At 72.0% G+C, this 17,025-nt stretch carries 13 protein-coding genes and 1 riboswitch; of the genes, 6 read left to right on the top strand and 7 right to left on the bottom strand.

Features of this window, described 5'->3' with window-relative positions; translation table 11 throughout:
* Nucleotides 1–357 precede the first annotated feature (357 nt).
* Nucleotides 358–435, top strand: a riboswitch (cyclic di-GMP riboswitch).
* 953 nt (nucleotides 436–1,388) lie between these two features.
* Both K6U06_RS22775 and K6U06_RS22770 read left to right on the top strand, forming a co-directional pair.
* On the top strand, nucleotides 1,389–2,999 hold the full coding sequence (locus K6U06_RS22775) for a DUF2142 domain-containing protein (RefSeq protein ID WP_262324279.1): 1,611 nt from the start codon (nucleotides 1,389–1,391) through the stop codon (nucleotides 2,997–2,999).
* A 6-nt stretch (nucleotides 3,000–3,005) separates the two neighbouring features.
* Nucleotides 3,006–4,262, top strand: a complete 1,257-nt coding sequence (locus tag K6U06_RS22770; RefSeq protein WP_262324278.1) for an NRAMP family divalent metal transporter — start codon at nucleotides 3,006–3,008, stop codon at nucleotides 4,260–4,262.
* Here K6U06_RS22770 and K6U06_RS22765 read toward each other — a convergent pair.
* The gene (locus K6U06_RS22765; RefSeq protein ID WP_262324277.1) at nucleotides 4,181–4,516 is read right to left on the bottom strand and encodes a hypothetical protein; all 336 of its coding nucleotides are present in this window, start codon (nucleotides 4,514–4,516) and stop codon (nucleotides 4,181–4,183) included. The two genes, K6U06_RS22770 and K6U06_RS22765, sit on opposite strands and share 82 nt — an antisense overlap.
* 85 nt (nucleotides 4,517–4,601) lie before the next feature.
* Here K6U06_RS22765 and K6U06_RS22760 point away from each other — a divergent pair, with 85 nt between their 5' ends.
* The 3 genes from K6U06_RS22760 (at nucleotide 4,602) to K6U06_RS22750 (ending at nucleotide 9,127) form a co-directional block, all read left to right on the top strand.
* Nucleotides 4,602–4,979 carry a type II toxin-antitoxin system VapC family toxin gene (locus tag K6U06_RS22760; protein ID WP_262324276.1) on the top strand — a complete coding sequence of 126 codons (378 nt, stop codon included), beginning with the start codon at nucleotides 4,602–4,604 and terminating at the stop codon, nucleotides 4,977–4,979.
* A gap of 291 nt (nucleotides 4,980–5,270) precedes the next feature.
* Complete coding sequence (locus K6U06_RS22755; protein ID WP_262324275.1) at nucleotides 5,271–7,118, top strand: potassium channel family protein; 1,848 nt, start codon at nucleotides 5,271–5,273, stop codon at nucleotides 7,116–7,118.
* Nucleotides 7,115–9,127: a putative bifunctional diguanylate cyclase/phosphodiesterase gene (locus K6U06_RS22750; protein ID WP_262324274.1), complete on the top strand. Its 2,013-nt coding sequence runs from the start codon at nucleotides 7,115–7,117 to the stop codon at nucleotides 9,125–9,127. The genes K6U06_RS22755 and K6U06_RS22750 overlap by 4 nt, the downstream gene beginning before the upstream one ends.
* A 321-nt stretch (nucleotides 9,128–9,448) precedes the next feature.
* Here the strand turns inward: K6U06_RS22750 and K6U06_RS22745 are convergent, their stop codons facing one another.
* From K6U06_RS22745 to K6U06_RS22725, 5 genes are all read right to left on the bottom strand, one after another.
* Nucleotides 9,449–10,090 (bottom strand): hypothetical protein, encoded by a 642-nt coding sequence (locus K6U06_RS22745; RefSeq protein ID WP_262324273.1) that lies wholly within the window; start codon nucleotides 10,088–10,090, stop codon nucleotides 9,449–9,451.
* Between the two features lie 204 nt (nucleotides 10,091–10,294).
* Nucleotides 10,295–10,873 carry a zeta toxin family protein gene (locus tag K6U06_RS22740; RefSeq protein WP_262324272.1) on the bottom strand — a complete coding sequence of 193 codons (579 nt, stop codon included), beginning with the start codon at nucleotides 10,871–10,873 and terminating at the stop codon, nucleotides 10,295–10,297.
* A complete protein-coding gene (locus tag K6U06_RS22735) occupies nucleotides 10,873–11,238 on the bottom strand; it encodes a ParD-like family protein (RefSeq protein ID WP_262324271.1) in 366 nt (121 codons plus the stop codon). Before K6U06_RS22735 ends, K6U06_RS22740 begins: the two co-directional genes overlap by 1 nt.
* Nucleotides 11,239–11,749: 511 nt before the next feature.
* Nucleotides 11,750–12,613: an alpha/beta fold hydrolase gene (locus tag K6U06_RS22730; protein ID WP_262324270.1), complete on the bottom strand. Its 864-nt coding sequence runs from the start codon at nucleotides 12,611–12,613 to the stop codon at nucleotides 11,750–11,752.
* Nucleotides 12,614–12,660: 47 nt separating this feature from the next.
* On the bottom strand, nucleotides 12,661–13,371 hold the full coding sequence (locus tag K6U06_RS22725) for an alpha/beta fold hydrolase (protein ID WP_262324269.1): 711 nt from the start codon (nucleotides 13,369–13,371) through the stop codon (nucleotides 12,661–12,663).
* Between the two features lie 231 nt (nucleotides 13,372–13,602).
* Between K6U06_RS22725 and K6U06_RS22720 the strand changes: the two genes are divergently transcribed.
* Nucleotides 13,603–16,347: a helix-turn-helix transcriptional regulator gene (locus K6U06_RS22720; protein WP_262324268.1), complete on the top strand. Its 2,745-nt coding sequence runs from the start codon at nucleotides 13,603–13,605 to the stop codon at nucleotides 16,345–16,347.
* A gap of 211 nt (nucleotides 16,348–16,558) precedes the next feature.
* Here the strand turns inward: K6U06_RS22720 and K6U06_RS22715 are convergent, their stop codons facing one another.
* Nucleotides 16,559–17,002, bottom strand: coding sequence for a hypothetical protein (locus K6U06_RS22715; RefSeq protein ID WP_262324267.1), 444 nt, complete (start codon nucleotides 17,000–17,002; stop codon nucleotides 16,559–16,561).
* Between the last annotated feature and the right edge of the window lie 23 nt (nucleotides 17,003–17,025).

The raw sequence follows: 17,025 nt of genomic DNA, 5'->3' as shown, positions 1-17,025 counted from the left end.
CGGTCGTCGGTTGTTGGTCGCACCCGAGATCAAACTCGGGCCAACACGACGACCGGTGGATGCCCCTCAAACGGCGCGGAGATGCTGGTCAGGGGCTCCTTCGCCTATCCGCGCGGCCTCTAATTCAAGAAATGTCTTCTCAGGGCGTATCCCAGTGACCGACCGCGGCGATGACCGCTACGAGATGCGCAAGCCCCGACCGTTGAGCGAAAGAGACGTCGAGGACTTCTTCTCCGGGCACGCCTTGCCAGGGGAGGAACTCCTCAACTCTTTCGCCCAGTCGGCTCGGGCGTCGGCCACCGGACCAGGTCCCCTGCCCACAGGGAACCTGGCCCGGATCCTGACCGAGGGTCTCACCATCGACAAAGGCGACCTGCCGGCGACGGCAGCGAGCAAAGCCACCGGGCCTCGCCGAGAGGCATCCGGGCTACCGAAATGGAGACGACCCATCGTGGCCGCATCAACCGTCCTCACGACGCTCTTCGCCAAACTGGGCGTCGCTAGCGCAGCGACCAAAGTCGGGCTCACAGCCGCCGTAGCCGCGGGAGCGATGACCGCAGCAGGAGCAGCTGGAGCGCTCCCGGGCCCAGCGCAAAACGCCCTCTCTCACGCGGTAAGCAGCATTTCCCCTATTAATCTCCCGACCTCTGCCACCAGCCACAGCGCACCGGCCGCGAAGGCGCCCGTGAGCCACGGCCGTCCTGCCAGCCCAGGCCTCAACGGTCTGACCAAGGCCAACACCACGCCCGCCGCCGGTCACGCGCCCACTTCGGTCCCGGCGCCGGCCAACCCGGGCAGCCAGAGCTCCACCGGGTTGGATCAGGCCAACACCACGCCCGCCGCCGGTCACGCGCCCACTTCGGTCCCGGCGCCGGCCAACCCGGGCAGCCAGAGCTCCACCGGGTTGAATCAGGCCAGCACCACGCCCGCCGCCGGTCACGCGCCCACTTCGGTCCCGGCGCCGGCCAACCCGGGCAGCCAGTCGACCAGCCACCCAAGCGCTCCGGTCAGCGCAACGCCCCCGGTTAGCCCCGCAAGTCAGAGTCCCGCCGGCCAAAGCCCAGCCGGCAGCTCCTCGGCCGGCAGCTCCTCGGCCGGCAGCTCCTCGGCCGGCAGTCCTGCCGGTGGCCATGCTGGCTCCACTGGCAGCGCCGTCGCTGGCAGCCACACCAGCTCCAAGCCTTAATCGCATCTACTCGAACGGCGTCGCCTACGACCGTCGGGCCAGGCCCCCAAATTGCCGGTGCGAGGGTTCAGCCAGCCAGCCAGCCAGGCAGCCAGCCGCCGGAGCCTCCGGGCGCCGGTGAGCGCGCGACCGGCATCGACCTTGTGACGGTGGCCGCCCCTCCGGGGCGGCCACCGCCGCGTCTCGTGGCAGGATCGGGGCCATGCCCCGGACCCGGCCGGCCGCACCCGCGACCGTCACCGCGACCGCCGCCTACCGCGACCGGTGGCGGGGCCGGCGGGTGTGGTTGGCGGCGTTCGTCGGGTTCGTGGCTTTGGGCGGGGCGTGGCTGCTGGCGACGCCGCTCGGCGCTCCGCCCGACGAGCCCAGCCACATCAACCGGGCGTACGCGCTGGTCCACGGCGACGTGATCGGCTCGCCGCCGGGGGCCGGGCAGCCGGCGGCGGTCACCGCGGTGGAGGTCCCCGCCGGCCTCGACGCCCTCCAGGCGGTCGCGCAGTGCGCCAACGCCGACGTGCGCCGGCCCGCGACCTGCGACAACCGGGTGGTGGGCTCGTCGCGTCTGGTGCCCCACCTGATCTACACCGGGCGCTACCCGCCGCTGTACTACGCCCTCGTCGGCCTGCCGACCCTGGTCGCGAGCACCCCGGGAGTGGTGTATTGGATGCGCCTGGTCAGCGTCGCGTTGAGCGCGGCGTTCTTCGCGTCGGCGCTGGTGGTGGCCTGCCGGCGCAGCCGGAGCGTGGCCGGGCCGCTGGCGGTGGCCTTGGCGGTCACCCCCACCGCGCTGTACCTGGCCGCGGCGGTCAACCCGAGCGGGCTGGAGATCTCCTCCGCGGCGGCGCTGTGGGTGGCGCTCACCGTGCTGGCCCGCGACCGGCCCCCCGACCCCGGCGGCGAGGTGACCCTGGCCGGGATCAGCGCGGTCGTGCTGGTCCTGGCCCGGGGCGACTCCCCGCTGTGGCCGGTGCTGATGATCGTCTGCCTGCTGCCGCTGGTCGCCGGCGGGGACCTGCGGGGTCTCCTCGCCCGGCGCGACGTGCGCGCCTGGGCGGTCAGAATCGCCGCCGCGTACGCCGCGGCGGTGGGGTGGGTCTTGGGGGAGGACGCACTGGCCGCGCTGCCGGTGGGCCCCCGCACCCACACCACCGCGCTGCACCTCCTGCGCCAGGTGGTCGACGAGATGCCCCGGTGGGGCCGGGAGTACGTCGGGGTGTTCGGCGCGGTCAACGCGCCGTCCCCCCGCGGCGTGATCGCCGGGTTCGGGGTGCTGGCCGCGGCTTTGGTCCTCGCCGCTCTGGCCCGGGGCGACAACCGGGCCCGGCTGTCGGTCGCGGCGACGGTGGCCGCGGCCGCCGTCGTGCCGGTCGTGCTGGAGGTGATCCAGTCGCGCCGCATCGGCCTCGGCGCCCAGGGCCGGTACTTCTTGCCGCTGGTCGTCGCGGTCGTGCTGGTCCCGGGCCTGCTGATGCCCGCGCCGGCGGGACCCGCCCGCCGGCGGCGCTGGGCCCGGCGAGGCGGGTGGCTGCTGGTCGGCGCGGCCGGAGCCGGCCAGGTGGCGGCGTTCGCGGGGGCGCTGCGCCGCTACAGCGTCGGCGTCGCCGGTCCCCACAACCCGTTCGTGACCGTCGCCGCCGGCTGGCGGCCGCCGCTGCCCGCCGGTGCCCTCGACCTGCTCTACGCGGCGGGCGTCGCCGGGGTCGGCGGCTGCCTGGCCGCAGCGTGGCGGCGGCGGTCCGCTCCGCCCGGGGAAACCCGCCCCACCCGCGCTGTAGGCCAGCTTGACCCTGAATATAAGGCGGACCTAACTTAACTGGCGATGGATCTGGTCGCCGCCACCGACACCGGCCCCCGTCCCGCGGCTCGCCGCCGGCGGCGGTCGGTGTGGGGGCCGGGGATGATCGTCATGCTGGCCGACACCGACGCCGGCTGCTTGATCACCGCAGCCCAGTCAGGAGCCCAGTGGGGATACGCCATGGTGGTCCCGCAGCTGGTGTTGATCCCGATCCTGTTCGTGGCCCAGGAGATCACCGTCCGGCTCGGCGCGGTGACCGGCAAGGGTCACGGCCGGCTCATCCGGGACCACTTCGGCGTCGGATGGGGCATGGCGTCGGCCGGGACCCTGGTGCTCTCCGCCGTCGGGGCGCTGCTCACCGAGTTCGCCGGCGTTGCCGGGGTGGGGGAGCTGTTCGGGGTGTCGCAGTGGGTCACCGTCCCGGTGGCCACCGTGGGGCTGATCGGCCTGGCGTTCACCGGCAGCTACCGGCGGGCGGAGCGCATCGGGATCACCATCGGCCTGGCCGAGCTGGCGTTCGTGCCGGCCATGCTCCTGGCCCATCCGAGCGGCCACGCCCTGCTGCACGGTATGGCCTCCCTGCCCCTCGGCCACTCCTCCTACGTGTACCTGCTGGCCGCCAACGTCGGCGCGGTGGTGATGCCGTGGATGATCTTCTACCAGCAAGGGGCGGTGGTCGACCGGGGCCTGACCCCCGCCGATCTGCGCCAGGAACGCCACGACACCGCGGTCGGCACCCTGCTCACCCAGGGGATCATGATCGTGGTCATCGTCACCCTGGCGGCCACCGTGTGGAGGGCCGGGGCCCACAACTCCCTCGACACCGTCGGGCAGATCGCCGGGTCTCTGACGCCGTTCATCGGCTCCGAGCAGTCCAAGGTGCTCGTCGGCGCCGCAGTGCTCGGCGGGGCGATGGTCGCCGCTTTGGTGGTGTCGCTGGCCGGGTCGTGGGGCGTGGCAGAGGTCCTCGGCTGGCGCCACAGCCTCAACGAGAAGGTCGGGCGGGGTAACGCCAAGTTCTTCGTGCTCTACGCCGCCACCCACATCGTCGGGGCGGTGCTGGTCCTGGCCAGCGTCAACTTGGTGTCCCTGGCGGTGGACGTCGAGGTGATGAACTCGCTGCTGCTGCCCCTCGTCCTCGGCCTGCTGCTCGCCCTCGAGGCCCGGGCCCTCCCACCTGAGCACCGCATGCGCGGCGCCTACCGGGTGGTGGTCACCGGCTTGTGCCTGATCGTGATGGCCTTCGGCTTGTACATGGTGCCCCAGACGCTGGGGCTGTGAGCCACCGCGGGTTCGGCCGGCAGGCCGGCGGCCTTGGACGCGTCGAGGAACCGCCGGTCGAAGGCGACGAACGCCCTTAGATCGTCGCCGAGCAGCAGGGTAGAGGCCAGACGGAGCGCGTCGCGCGAGCGCGACAGCGGCTGGCCCAGCTTGCGGGCGGCGGCTTGGACGGCGCGCTCGAGCGGCACCAGGTCGAGGTCGCCGACCACCGCTCGCGCTTCGATCAGGACCTGGCCGCCCTCGCCGGTAGCCATTGTCGCCGGAAGCCCGGCGCCTGGCCCGGCTCGGTGGGACCGAGCCCGGGCTGACGCTGCCGCCTCGCCGTCGTCCAAAGCCCCGGTGATACTGGTCGACACCTCCATATGGGTCGACCATCTCCGGGCCGGCGAGCCGGCCCTGGCTCACCTGCTCGACCATGGCTGGGTGCTCGCCCATCCGTGGGTGACCGGCGAGCTGGCCCTCGGTCACCTGTCGCAGCGCGAAGACATCCTGGGTCTTCTGGCCAACCTCCCGTCGGCGGAGGTCGCCACCGACGCCGAAGTCCTCGGATTGATCGACGCAGAGCAGCTCTACGGGCAGGGCATCGGCTACCTCGACGCCCAGCTCCTCGCCGCGACCAGGCTCACCGCGGACGCCCGCTTGTGGACCGCGGACAAGCGGCTCGCCGCGGCCGCCCGCCGTCTCCGTCTCCTCGCGGACGGCGAGGCCGGGCCGTAGCAGTCACAAGCAGACAGCGACTGGAGTGGTAGGCGAGACGGGACGGGGGCGACCAGTGAAAGGCCGCTGCCACCTGATCGTCTGCGGCCCGGGTGGCGTCGCCAGCGGCACCGTCAGCTCCTCGATCAACTGGCGGGACGGAGCAGGCGGGGCGACGCCGGGTCCGAGGCCACCCAGCATCGAGGTGGCCAGCCGGGGGCCGGTGGGGATGGCGGGCCGCCGGCCGCGTGAACAGCTCGTTTTGCGCGTCGGCGCAGCGCAAAACTCCGCGATGTCCGCAATGATTGACCGATGGAGGACCAAGACGGGCGGGAGGACCGAGACCGCCGGGAGGGGCGAGACGGGGGGCGGCCGGTGGAGGGCCGCGACCACCTGATCGTCTGCGGCCTGGGCGGCCTGGCCCTGCGCTTGATCAGCGCCCTCCACCACGCCGGCAACGCGGTCGTCGCGGTCGACGCCGCACCGCCGGCCCCGGCCCGCCAGCTGCTCGAAGAGCTGGCGGTGCCCCTCGTAGTCGGCCCGCCGTGGCTCAGCCCGGTCCTGCGCCGGGCCGGCGCGGCGCGCGCCAGAGGGTTGATCTGCGCCGAGGACGACGAGCTGCGCACCCTCGAGACCGCGCTCAGCGCCCAGCGCGCCTTCCCGCAGCTGCGGGTGGTGGCCAGCATGTCCAACGCGTCGGTGGGGCGGGCCCTGGCCGGGGTGACCGGCCCGGGGACCGTCCTCGATGTCGCCACCCTGGCCGCCCCGTCACTGGTCCAGGCGTGCCTGGCCGACAACCACAACACGCTGCGCATCGGCGACGCCGAGTTCGAGGCCACCAGCGTCGAGGTCACCGCCGGGGGTTCTCTGCGGTCCCTGTTCGGGGACCTGGTGCCCATCGCGGTGACCCGGGCCGGGACCTCCGAGGTCGAGGTGTGCCCAGGACGCGACGTCACCGTCGGCTCCGGCGACACCGTCCGGGTGCTCGGCTCGCCCGACGAGCTGGCCTCCGCCGGCGTCGGGCGCCCCGACGAGCAGCGCGGCGACGGCCTCGGCCGCCACCGGCCGGCACGCCAAGCGCTGGTGTTGCTGCGGTCGGTGACCGCCCAGGTGGAGTGGCCGCTGCGCCTGACCCTGGCCGCGCTGGTCGCTCTCACCCTCGGAGCGACCGTCGTCCTCCGCTTCGGGTACCGCCAGCCCGGCCCCGGCGGTCACCACCTGTCGCTGCTCTCCGCGGTGTACTTCACCGTGGAGACCATCGCCACCGTCGGCTACGGCGACTTCTCCTTCGCGCAGCAGCCCAACTGGCTCAAAGTCGTCGGGATCGCGGTCATCCTCGTCGGCGTCACCCTCCTCACCACCCTGTTCGCGCTGCTGACCAGCCAGCTGTTCGGTCGCAGCCTGGCGGCCGCGCTCGGCCAGCGGCGGATCACCGGGATGCGAGGCCACGTGGTCGTGATCGGCACCGGCTCGGTCGGGGTGCGCGTCGTCGAAGGGCTCCTCGCGGCGGGGGCCAACGTGGTGGTCATCGAGCGCGACGACAACAACCGCCACCTGTCGCGGCTGCGGGCGCTCAAGGTGCCGGTCATCACCGGCGACGCCTCCCAGCCGAGCACCCTCGACGCGGCCAACACCACCGCGGCGTCGGCGGTGGCCATCCTGACGAGCAGCGACCTCACCAACCTCGACGTCGGGCTGGCCCTTCGCGACCGCCTCGGCCCGGCGGCCGACACCCTGCCCACGGTGATGCGGATCTTCGACCGGTCGCTGAGCGACACCATCGCCGCCAGCTTCGGGTTCCGCTCCGTGCTGTCCACCTCCGCGCTGGCCGCGCCGTGGTTCATCGGCGCCGCGCTCGGCTTGGAGATCCTCTCGACGTTCTACGTGGAGCGCCAACTGTTCCTCGTCGGCGCGCTGACCGTCGCCCCCGACGGCGGGCTGGCCGGCCTGGCCATGCAGGAACTGTCGGCCCGGATCCGGGTCATCTCCATCCGGAGGGTAGGAACCACGATCATGGAACACCCTCCTCGGCGGGCCACCCGCTTCGCGCCCGGCGACCGGGCGTGGCTGATCGGGCCGCCAGAGGAGCTGCTGGCGGTGCTGCGCCGCGACGCCGTCCCCGCCGCTGTCGCCGCTCCGCCCGGTTTGGTGGAGAAATGAGCGGGGCCGGCGGGGGCCCCGACCACGACAGCGAACGGCTGGCGGGGATGCTCGCCGCCTTCGCGGACCACACCGTCGCCATCGTCGGCCGGGACCTGCGCGTCGTCGCCTCTGGGGGCGACCCGGGCGGCACCGTCGCGCCCGGGTCACCCGTCGCCGCGTTGGCCCCCGGCCACGCCGAGCAGGTCGAGGCCGCCTGCCGGGTCGCGCTCGGAGGCACCCGGGAGGCCTCCGACCTGCCCGGCGGCGAGCTGCTGGTGGAAGCCGCGCCGCTGCGCCGCGACGGCGACACCGTGGTCGAGGTCGTCGTGGCGCTGCGCGACATCTCGTTGCTGCGCGACGAGCAACGCCTGCGCCGCTACTCCGACCACCAGTACCGCAACGCGTTCGAGCACGCCCCGGTGGCGATGGTCCACGTCGACCGGGCCGGCCGCTGCCAGCTGGTCAACGACGCCATGGCCTCCCTCGTCGGGTTGCGCCCGAGCGACCTGCAGGGCCGGGAGATGCTCGAGCTGCTCCACCCCGGGGACCGGCCCCGGGTCGCGGCGGCCATAGACGCCATGCTCGACGGCAGCCTCCCCTGGTACCGGGGGGAGGACCGCCTGTTGCACGCCGGCGGGCCGGTGGTGCTCGCCAGCCTGACCGCGGCGCCGATCTCGGTGGAGGGCGGCGGGGTCACCCACATCCTCATGCACCTGCTCGACGTCACCGACCAGCGTGACCTCGAGGTGCAGCTGCGGGCGCTGGTGGACGAAGACCCGCTGACCAACCTGCGTAACCGCCGGTCGTTCGAAGCCGCCCTCAACGCCCAGTGCAGCCTGGTCGCCCGCTACGGCGGCACCGGCGCGGTGTTGGTCCTCGACCTCGACCGGTTCAAGCAGATCAACGACCTCTTCGGGCATCACATCGGCGACGAGCTGATCGTGCAGTTCGCCGGGCTCTTGCGGGCCACGCTGCGCACCGCCGACATCATCGGGCGGATGGGCGGCGACGAGTTCGCGGTGGTGCTCCCCGAGACCTCCCTGGAGCAGGCGGAGGTGGTGGCGTCCAAGCTGGTGGCGTCGGTGAAAGAGAAGATCCGCATCCCGGTGGGCGGCCAGACCCGGCCGGTGACCACCAGCATCGGCGTGGCCCGCTTCGACAGCGACGACGTCAACGGCCGTCAGGTCCTCATGCGCGCCGACCTGGCCATGTACGAGGCCAAGAACTCCGGACGGGACCGCTACGCCACCTACCAGCCCGGCTCGCCTCGCCGCTCCCGGAGCCGCTCGGCGCTGGTTGAGCGGATCGAGAACGCGCTCAGCCGCGACCACTTCGTCCTCGACGCGCAGCGGGTAGTCGACCTGCGCACCGGAGCCGGGCGGGACTACGAGCTGCTGCTGCGGCTACACGACAGCGCCGGCGCCGTCCCGCCGGCCGCGTTCTTGGGCGTGGCGGAGCAAGCCGGGCTTCTCGGGGCGATCGACCGTTGGGTGCTTGGCGCCGCGGTCGACCTGCTCTCGGCGCCGGGCGTGGACCCCGACACCAGGGTGACGGTCAACGTGTCACCGGCCACGTTGACCTCCGAGGACAACCTGACGTTCCTCGAGGAGCGGTTCCGGGGCGCCCCGACGCTGCCCGGCAGGCTGGCGCTCGAGGTGGCCGAGAGCGCGCTGGTGGCCCACCTGCCCGACGCGGAGACGACGGGGGAGAGGTTGCGGCGGATGGGCGTGCAGCTGTCCCTCGACGAGTTCCGGGCCGGGTTCGGGGCGTTCTCCCACCTGCGGGCGCTGCCGATCGTGCAGGTGAAGATCGACGGCCGGTTCGTGCGGGCCTGTCTCGAGTCGCCGGCGGACCGCCTGGTCGTGCGGGCCCTGGTCAGCGTGGCCCACGGGTTCGGCAAGCGGGTGGTCGCCGAGTACGTGGAGGACGAGGCGACCGTGCAGTTCCTCCTCGAAGAGGACGTCGACTGCGCCCAAGGGTTCCACCTGGGCGCCCCGTTCCCGAGCAGCGAGCTGCTCGGCAGGTAGTCGCCTGCGGGCCGGCTCCTCGCGCCGGTGGACACCTTGAGCCTCGAGCCGGTCGCTTCGTCTGCACCCGGCGATCCGCATCGATCGGCCTGCCACAACGAGCGCAAACAGACGGGTATGGCCTACGCCCAGTGTCAGAGATCGCCCACGCACGGTGAGTTCGCAGGGTCGCTGACGACGGGTAAGGAACCGCCCGCTCGTACGCCTGTGAGCGTGACGGCGGACGGGGGGCAGCACACCCGGCGCAGGCGGAGCCGGGAGTCGGTCATGGCCGCCAGCGAAGTCGGAACGTGTGCCGGCGGATCGGCGTGTAGCGGTTGCTCATCCAGCAGCGGGCCCCCGGTCCGATGGTGTTGAACCAGACCTGAAACAGCGCGTTCTTGCCCTGGAGGCGGCGACCCACTCGGCTGTTGAGCATGACCTCGCTGCTGTGATGATGTAGTCGTTCAAGGACGTCGGCCAGCTGTCGGTCAAGGCGGGCGAGCCAGTGGGCCTCCAAGGCGTGGACGCGGTCATCGGAGAGGCGGTGAGGTGCTGCAGACGCTGCAGGTGGTCGACTTCGACGGAGCGCAACGCCCAGTAGTCCGCCCAGTTGCGAACCCGGTGGAACGGGACCGCCTCGAAGCGCGACTCGAGATCCACGCGGACAGCGGGGGTCGCAGACCCGAGATCCGGCAGCTCCGGGACGGGGTGTTCATCGATTTCCTCGAGCCATACGGCATCGAGCGGCACGCCCCGACCGTCGAGAGTGAGGATCGATCCTGGCACCCGCCCGACGATCGGCGCCAGGGGCGTCGCCCCCTCGCCTCGCTTGTCGAGGAGCATCGCCTGCCCGCTTGGTGTCGCCAGATAGGGGTTCATCGGCGCCCATGCCCGGATGGAGTCGTAGTCGCCGCTGGCATGGGAGGTGACAGCGACGGTGGACCCGTCGGCTGCCCTGAACGTCGAGCACCGTGACCGCATGACCCTTCGTCGGCGGCCACCGCTCTCCTCGATGCCGAGCGCGCCGCTGACACCAGGCTGGCGATCGAGTCCGACGACCCCGAAGAGCGGCGGCTCATGAGACGTACCTCGGACTGGCCCCATGGTCCCAGTGTCGCAGCCCCGGTCCACGCATGCTCGGCGAAAGATCAGCGGAAACGAGGGTGGGGAGGGGGCCATATCCCCTCATGTGAGTGCTCGCAGCTCGGCCGGCACCCACGTCGGCCAAGCAGGCTCGGCCAGGGATGTGCCGTTGAAGAACTCGGCGACGACCCGGAACGGGACGGCGGCGCGGCTGTTGTCGTAGACCGTCGCCCGGTCGGCTTGGCTGACCGCGGAGGCGACGAGCGGCCAGAGCCTGGCGTAGCGCTCCCGCACTTTCACCTCCGGCACGCTGTGGCCGCCCCTGGCCACACGGTCGGCGACGCGGGCGACGGTCAACTCGAGGGGGACCACGACGACGTGGATGACGACGATGTAGCCGGCAGCTCTGGCGTCGCCGACCAGCGACAGCTTCGAGGGATGCGAGAAGACCGTCTCGGTGACGAAGCTCACACGACGGGCGAGCAGCTCCTCACGCGCGTCCGCCGCCAGCTGTGACGCCTCGTAGGCGTGCGCCTCGGCGTCGTCGGGCCAACGTTCGGCGGCGAGCTGGTCGGCGTTCACGAACCGCAGATGGGTGATCGGCCCGACGACCCTCTCATACAGCGTGCTCTTGCCGGATCCGTTCGGCCCGGCGAGGAGGTGCAGGACCGGGTCGGCCATCAGTCGCCCGGGGCGGACGGCGGGCGTTGCACGACGTTTCCGTCGTCGTCGAGTTCGGAGTAGCTGGCGCCTGAGGCGGCGAAGGTGGCGGCCAGATCCAGGGCGGCACGCCGCTCATCCATGCGTTCGGACCACTCGGCCCGCACGATCGCCTGCTCCTGGGCGCTCAACGTGTCGTAGTGCCGGACGCCGGCGAGGACCGCCGCGATGTCACGCTGGGAGGTCGTCGCTGACGCCTCGAGCTCGCGGCCGATGCGGGCCCAGTGGCCGACCTGCTGGGATGCGCTGCGGCTCAACGCCTCACCGACCAGCTTTGCCGAGGCGTACAGATCGTCGTCGATGCGTGCCGGCGATGTCGAAGCCACAGTCACTCCCTCCGTCACTCCCTACTGTAGCAACTTGCAACAGAAGCGCACGGGACCGACCGGGCCATCCCCTGGCACCCGAACGATCGATCACAGCCACGCCCGCCCCGAGCCTTCGTCGCACGCCGAGCAAATCGACGGGTGCGGGTGCCGAGCCTCAGCGGCGAGCGCCACATAGGGTGACGAAATGGCCGCCTGCGGTCCAATGGCAGTTGGCCGGTGGCGGGGAGACCCCAGTTGCCTCCCACCGGCTTCCCCAACAGCCTGTTGGGGAGACTGCTGCAGGGATGGCCCAGCTGGCTAGGGCACCTGCTGATGCGAGGCGCTCGGGAATCTGCTGGACCCGGGTGGATGCGACGGCCCAGGTCGTGAGGCAAGGGCTCGCTGTCGCCCTCGATGAGGCGACGGTGACACTCCTGGAGGGTGAACGGGGCACAGGGACGCCCGCCACGTCCGGGCCGAAGGTGAGCAGCTGCCTGACATCGGCTGCGTTATCAGTCGATCTGCTGTGTCAGCTGGCGGCGTGGGCCGCGTCGAGGATGGTCTCTGTGACCGCGCCGGGATTGGACACCATCGACAGGTGCGGCGCGTGCGGGATGACGGTGACGCGGGAGTGGGCCCGTTTCGCCATGTACTCGAGCTCCGCGGGCGGGATGGCATGGTCGGCGGTGCCGATCACCGCCCATGACGGGACGGTCAGCCACGCCGGCGTCCCCGACTCCTGGCCGAGGGCCAGCGTGGTGAGGGGATGCTGCGTGGCCGCGAGCTCACCGGTGACGGTCGGGTTCAGCCCGTTGGCCATGCAGCTCCCAAAGACGCTCTGCTTCACATAAGCGTCGGCGGCGCCGGTCGGCGCCCCCGGGTAGGGCACCAAGGACAGGTTGGCGGGCACGACGCAGGTCCCCGGCTGGGCCGTGACCAGCTGCCCGATGGTCTCGTTGGCCGCCGGCTCGAACCCGTCGACGTACACCAGCGCCTTGACCTGCGCGTCGCCGGTCGCGGCGTTGGTGATGACCGCTCCGCCGTAGGAGTGGCCGACCAGGACGATCGGCCCGGAGATGGTGTCGAGGAAGTCCCGTAGGTAAGCGGAGTCGTCGGGGATGCCCTGCAGCGGGTTCGGGGGCGCGTAGACGGTGTAACCGTCGTGTTGCAGGCGCCGGATCACTCCGTTCCAGTTGGCGCTGTCCCCCCACGCGCCGTGGACCAACACGACGCTCGGCTTGGGGACTGCCGGCGCCGACTGCCGGGGGGAGGCGTCAGCCGCCGCCGAACCGGCGAACGCGGACGCGGCGACGGCTCCGAGCGCCCCGAGGGTCGCCACCTTGGTCCGTAGGAGGCGGGGGAGGCGGGGGATGGGACCGTTGAACGGCTTCATCGGTGGGGATCCTTTCTCGACGTTCGAGGTGCTCTGCGGGTCCGGGGTCAGGACTGGCGGGCCGCCGCGAGGATGACCTCGAGGGTGGCCTTCGGCTGGCTGATCATCGCCGCGTGCGAAGCCGCGACCTCGCTGATGCGCGCCCCGGCGCGCTCGCCCATGGCCCGCTCGGCCTCGGGCGGGATGGCGGCGTCGTTGGTCGACACTTGGCACCAGCTCGGGACGCTGCGCCAGCCCGGTACGCCCGAAGGCGTGACCAAGCCTGAGAGGACCACACCGCGCTGGGCTTGGGCCATGAACGCCGCCAGCTCCGGGTCGACGTCGGCGCAGAACAGCTCGTGGAAGTAGGCGGGGTCGATGTAACCGTCGGCGTCGCCTTCGGGGGAGCCGGGGTAGGGCCGGGCGACGAGATGCTCTGTTAGGTGGGTGGTGCCACCGCCGAGGTTGCCGGCATCGGCGAGCGTCTCGCCCTCGTCGGGCGCGTAAGCGGCGATGTAGACCAGCGCCTGAGCGTTGGGGAGGTCGGGGCTGGCGTTGGTGATCACGCAGCCGCCGTAGGAGTGGCCGACAAGGACGACGGGACCGTCGATCGTCGCCGCGAACGACTTGATGTAGTCGGCGTCGCTGTGCAGGCCGCGAAGGGGGTTGGCCGGCGCGTAGACGCTGTAGCCGCTGTGGCGGAGGCCGTCGGCAACATCTCGCCATCCGGACGCGTCAGCGAAGGCGCCGTGCACCAGGATGATCGTGGGTTGAGGCATGTTTCTCTCCTAAGGGGGGTGGGGGGCGGGATCAGTTCGACCCGTCAGGCGCCACTTTGTGTCGGACGCCCGCCGGGCCTCTTCCCGTGGCGCGGGTGGTCGGCGCGTAGTCCGCCCCCGACCCCCGCCCTCCGCCCCCGCCGTGGCCGGGCATTGCGGTCCGGTCAGGCTCTTGCCGATCGGCTGTAAAGTGGGGGAGTGGGCCTCGCTCCGCTGCCCGCAGATCGAACGATGCTGTTCGGCAGAGGCAGGGAGCGCTCGAGGCTGACAGAGATGCTCGACGAGGCACGATTAGGCACCAGCGGGGTGCTCGTCGTGCGGGGTCCTGCCGGTATAGGCAAGTCGGCGCTTCTCGACCTCGCCGCCGGTGTAGCCACCGGTTTCCGCGTCGCTCGGGCGACGGGGATCGAGTCGGAGATGGAGCTCGCCTACGCCGGGCTTCATCAGCTGTGCGGGCCGCTAGTCGACGGGCTGGGCCGTCTGCCCGGGCCGCAACGTGAGGCGCTCGAGACGGTATTCGGCCTAGCGCAGGGCCCGCCGCCCGACGCCCTCCTCGTCGGGCTCGCCACCTTGGGGTTGCTCGCAGACGCTGGGGAGCGGCGGCCGCTCCTCTGCCTGGTCGACGACGCCCAGTGGCTCGACTACGCCTCGGCCCGGGCGATCACCTTCGCGGCCCGCCGCCTCGACGCCGATCGGGTGGCCATAGTGTTCGGGGTGAGGGAGCCCGCCGGCCGGGACGACCTCGCCTCGCTCCCGACGCTCGACCTGGAGGGTCTCTCCGACGTCGACGCCCGAGCGTTGCTCGCGTCGGCGGTAGCCGGGCGCCTCGACGACACGGTGGCAGCCCGCATAGTCGCCGAGGCCGAAGGCAACCCGCTCGCCCTCCTCGAGCTGCCGAGAGCGAGGCGACCGGCGGACCTGGCCGGCGGCTTCGCTGTCACCTCGACGTCGCTGCCCCGTCGACTGGAGGCCTATTTCCTCGACCGAGCCGAGCATCTGCCGCCAGAGACCCGCCGGCTCCTGCTCCTCGCCGCGACCGAGTCGGTCGGCGACGCCGCGGTGCTGGCCCGGGCTGCGTCCCTGCTCGACCTTCCCGAGAGCGCCGCCGGCCCCGCCGAGGACGAAGGCCTGATCGACCTCAACGGAAAGGTGCGCTTCCGCCACCCTCTGGTGCGCTCCGCGATCTACAACGCGGCGACCCCGACCCGGCTACGCGAAGCCCACGCCGCCCTGGCCGAGGCGATAGATCCCGCCATCGACCCCGACCGGCGGGCCTGGCACCGCGGCGAGGCGGCCGTCGGCCCCGACGAGGCGGTCGCTGCGGAGCTCGAGAGCTCAGCGCAGCGGGCCAAGACCCGCGGCGGCGTGGCCGCCGAGGCGGCGTTCCTGGAACGGTCGGCGGAGCTCACGCCGGACCAGGACCGCCGGGTCGAACGGGCGATCGCGGCGGCCCAGGCCAAGTACAACGCCGGCGCGCCGGAGTCAGCGTTGCAGCTCATCGCTCTGGCCCTCTCAGGGCCTGTCAACGAGCTGCAGCGCGCTCGCGCCGAACGGGTCCAGGCCCAAGTCGCGTTGTTCCAGCAGAGGACCACCCACGCCGCGCTGCTGCTGATCGACGCGACCAGCCGCCTCGAGCGACTGTTCCCCGCCCTGGCCCGGGCGACCTACCTCGACGCGCTCTGGATGGCATTGGGGGCCGGACGCGCGACCGCGAGGGGGGTGGTCGAGGCGATGCCCGTCAGGGCCCCCTCCCACGAGCCGAGCCCGACCGAGCTGCTCATCACCGGGTGCATACATTTCATGATCGACGGCTTCCCCCGCGGCGTCGACCTGTTGCAGCGAGCCAAGCGAGCTTTTGTCGACGAGCTGCCCGCCGCCAGCGATCCCGACGCCATAGCGCTCGCGTACCAAGTCGCCTACGCCGACTGGGACGACGAGAGCATGTACCTGCTGGCCTCCCGGTGGGTGAGCCTGGCCCGAGAAACCGGCGCCCTCGCCACCCTCCCCGTCGCGCTGGGGTTCTTGTCGGACTGTCAGTTCCACGCGGGGGACCTCGGCCGCGCCATATCGACGATGGAGGAGGCGTCGCTGATCGCCGACGCGGCCGGCAGCGCAGGAGCCATCACCGCCCTCGGACGGGGCAGGCAGTGGCTTGCGCTCTATCAATCGGAGGACGACTCGGCCGCCAAACGGGTCGCTGTCGTTCTGCGCGACGCGGTCGACGCCGGCGACGACAGGTTGCGTACCACCGCAGAGGTCTCTGCCATGCGGGCCTACAACTGCCTCGGCCTCCACGAAGACGCCCTGGCCGTCGGCCTGTCGCACTGCGAGCGCCATCCCTACGCCGGCGACGGGTTCGCTCTAGCCGAGATGGTCGAGGCCGCCGCTCGAACCGGTGCCAGCGAAATCGCAGCAGACACGATGCTCCGGCTCCGGGAGCGGACCCGGCTCTCCGGCACCGACTGCGCTCTTGGGATGGAGGCCCGCTCGCAGGCGCTGACAAGCGACGATGAAGCCGCCGAGGCGTTCTACCGGGAGGCGGTCGAGCGGCTGCATCGGACCCGAATGAAGCTCGAGCTGGCCCGCACACAGCTCGCTTACGGGGAATGGCTGCGCCGGGTCCGTCGGCGAAACGACGCCCAACAGCAACTGGCGGTCGCCAACGACACCTTCGATGCCATGGGCAGTCCGCTCCTGGCGCAAAGGGCGCGGCGCGAGTTGCTCGCCAGCGGCGCCGCGCTGCCGCGGGGAAGGGACCGTCTCGTGGCGGGGCTCACCGCGCAAGAGGCCGTCGTGGGCCGGCTGGCGAGCGAGGGGCGGACCAACCGGGAGATCGCCGCTCAGCTGTTCTTGAGTCCCCACACGGTCGACTTCCACCTGCGGAAGGTGTTTCGCAAACTGGGCATCAATGGGCGCCGGCAGCTCACAGCTGCGCTGATCGACCGGGTCGGGGCACCGGTGGGCGACGACGCGTGAGCGTCGGGGTGCAGCGGTGACCGAGATCCTGACCTTCCGCTCGACGGCGGGGGTCGAGGAGCGGGATTGAGCGAAGCCGACCGGGCCGTCCAGACTCAGTTCGCCTACCAGCGGCCAGGTTTGCTGCGGCGGATCGCCGCCATGGGCGCAGACGGCGGCTGGCTCAGTTGTGGCCGCGCAGCCCGAACCTCGATCGGCGAAAGCCCGGAGCTCATCGCAAACCCGACTCCCCGCCGTTCGCTGACCGACCGGGCGACTCCGAAAGGACGGCTCGGTGCTGCTCGGCGAGAGCCGCGGGCGCGCACGCGGCCCACGCGTCGATCACCGCCTCTTCCAGCTCGGCGACGTCGACCTCTGCCAGCTTGACGAGCACCGCCGGGTGCCCGTCGAAGTGCGGGATCGTGAACCACGCCGGCGACGCGGTGGCGAGGATCGCTTCCTTCTCCACCAGGTCGGCGGTGGACAGCGCCAGGATCGGGCCTTCGGGCGGCGTCGCGGTCCCGAACCGCTTCAGGTCGGCCTTGGTGAACGGGCGCTCCCAGGCGAACGGCTTGCCGGCGGCGAACCACGTCCGCCGGCCGTAGCGGAGCCCCTCGGTGACCTCCGGCAGTGTCATGGCCGCCCGGGCCGCGTCGTCGAAGTCGGCCACGCTCACGCCCCCGCCGGCGGCTGACCCCG

This window comes from Acidiferrimicrobium sp. IK (genome assembly GCF_025499425.1).
In the GTDB taxonomy this organism is placed as follows: Bacteria; Actinomycetota; Acidimicrobiia; order Acidimicrobiales; family Palsa-688; genus Acidiferrimicrobium.
Note: the sequence above shows the minus strand (reverse complement) of the source record. Positions and strands in the feature narration are given on the sequence as shown.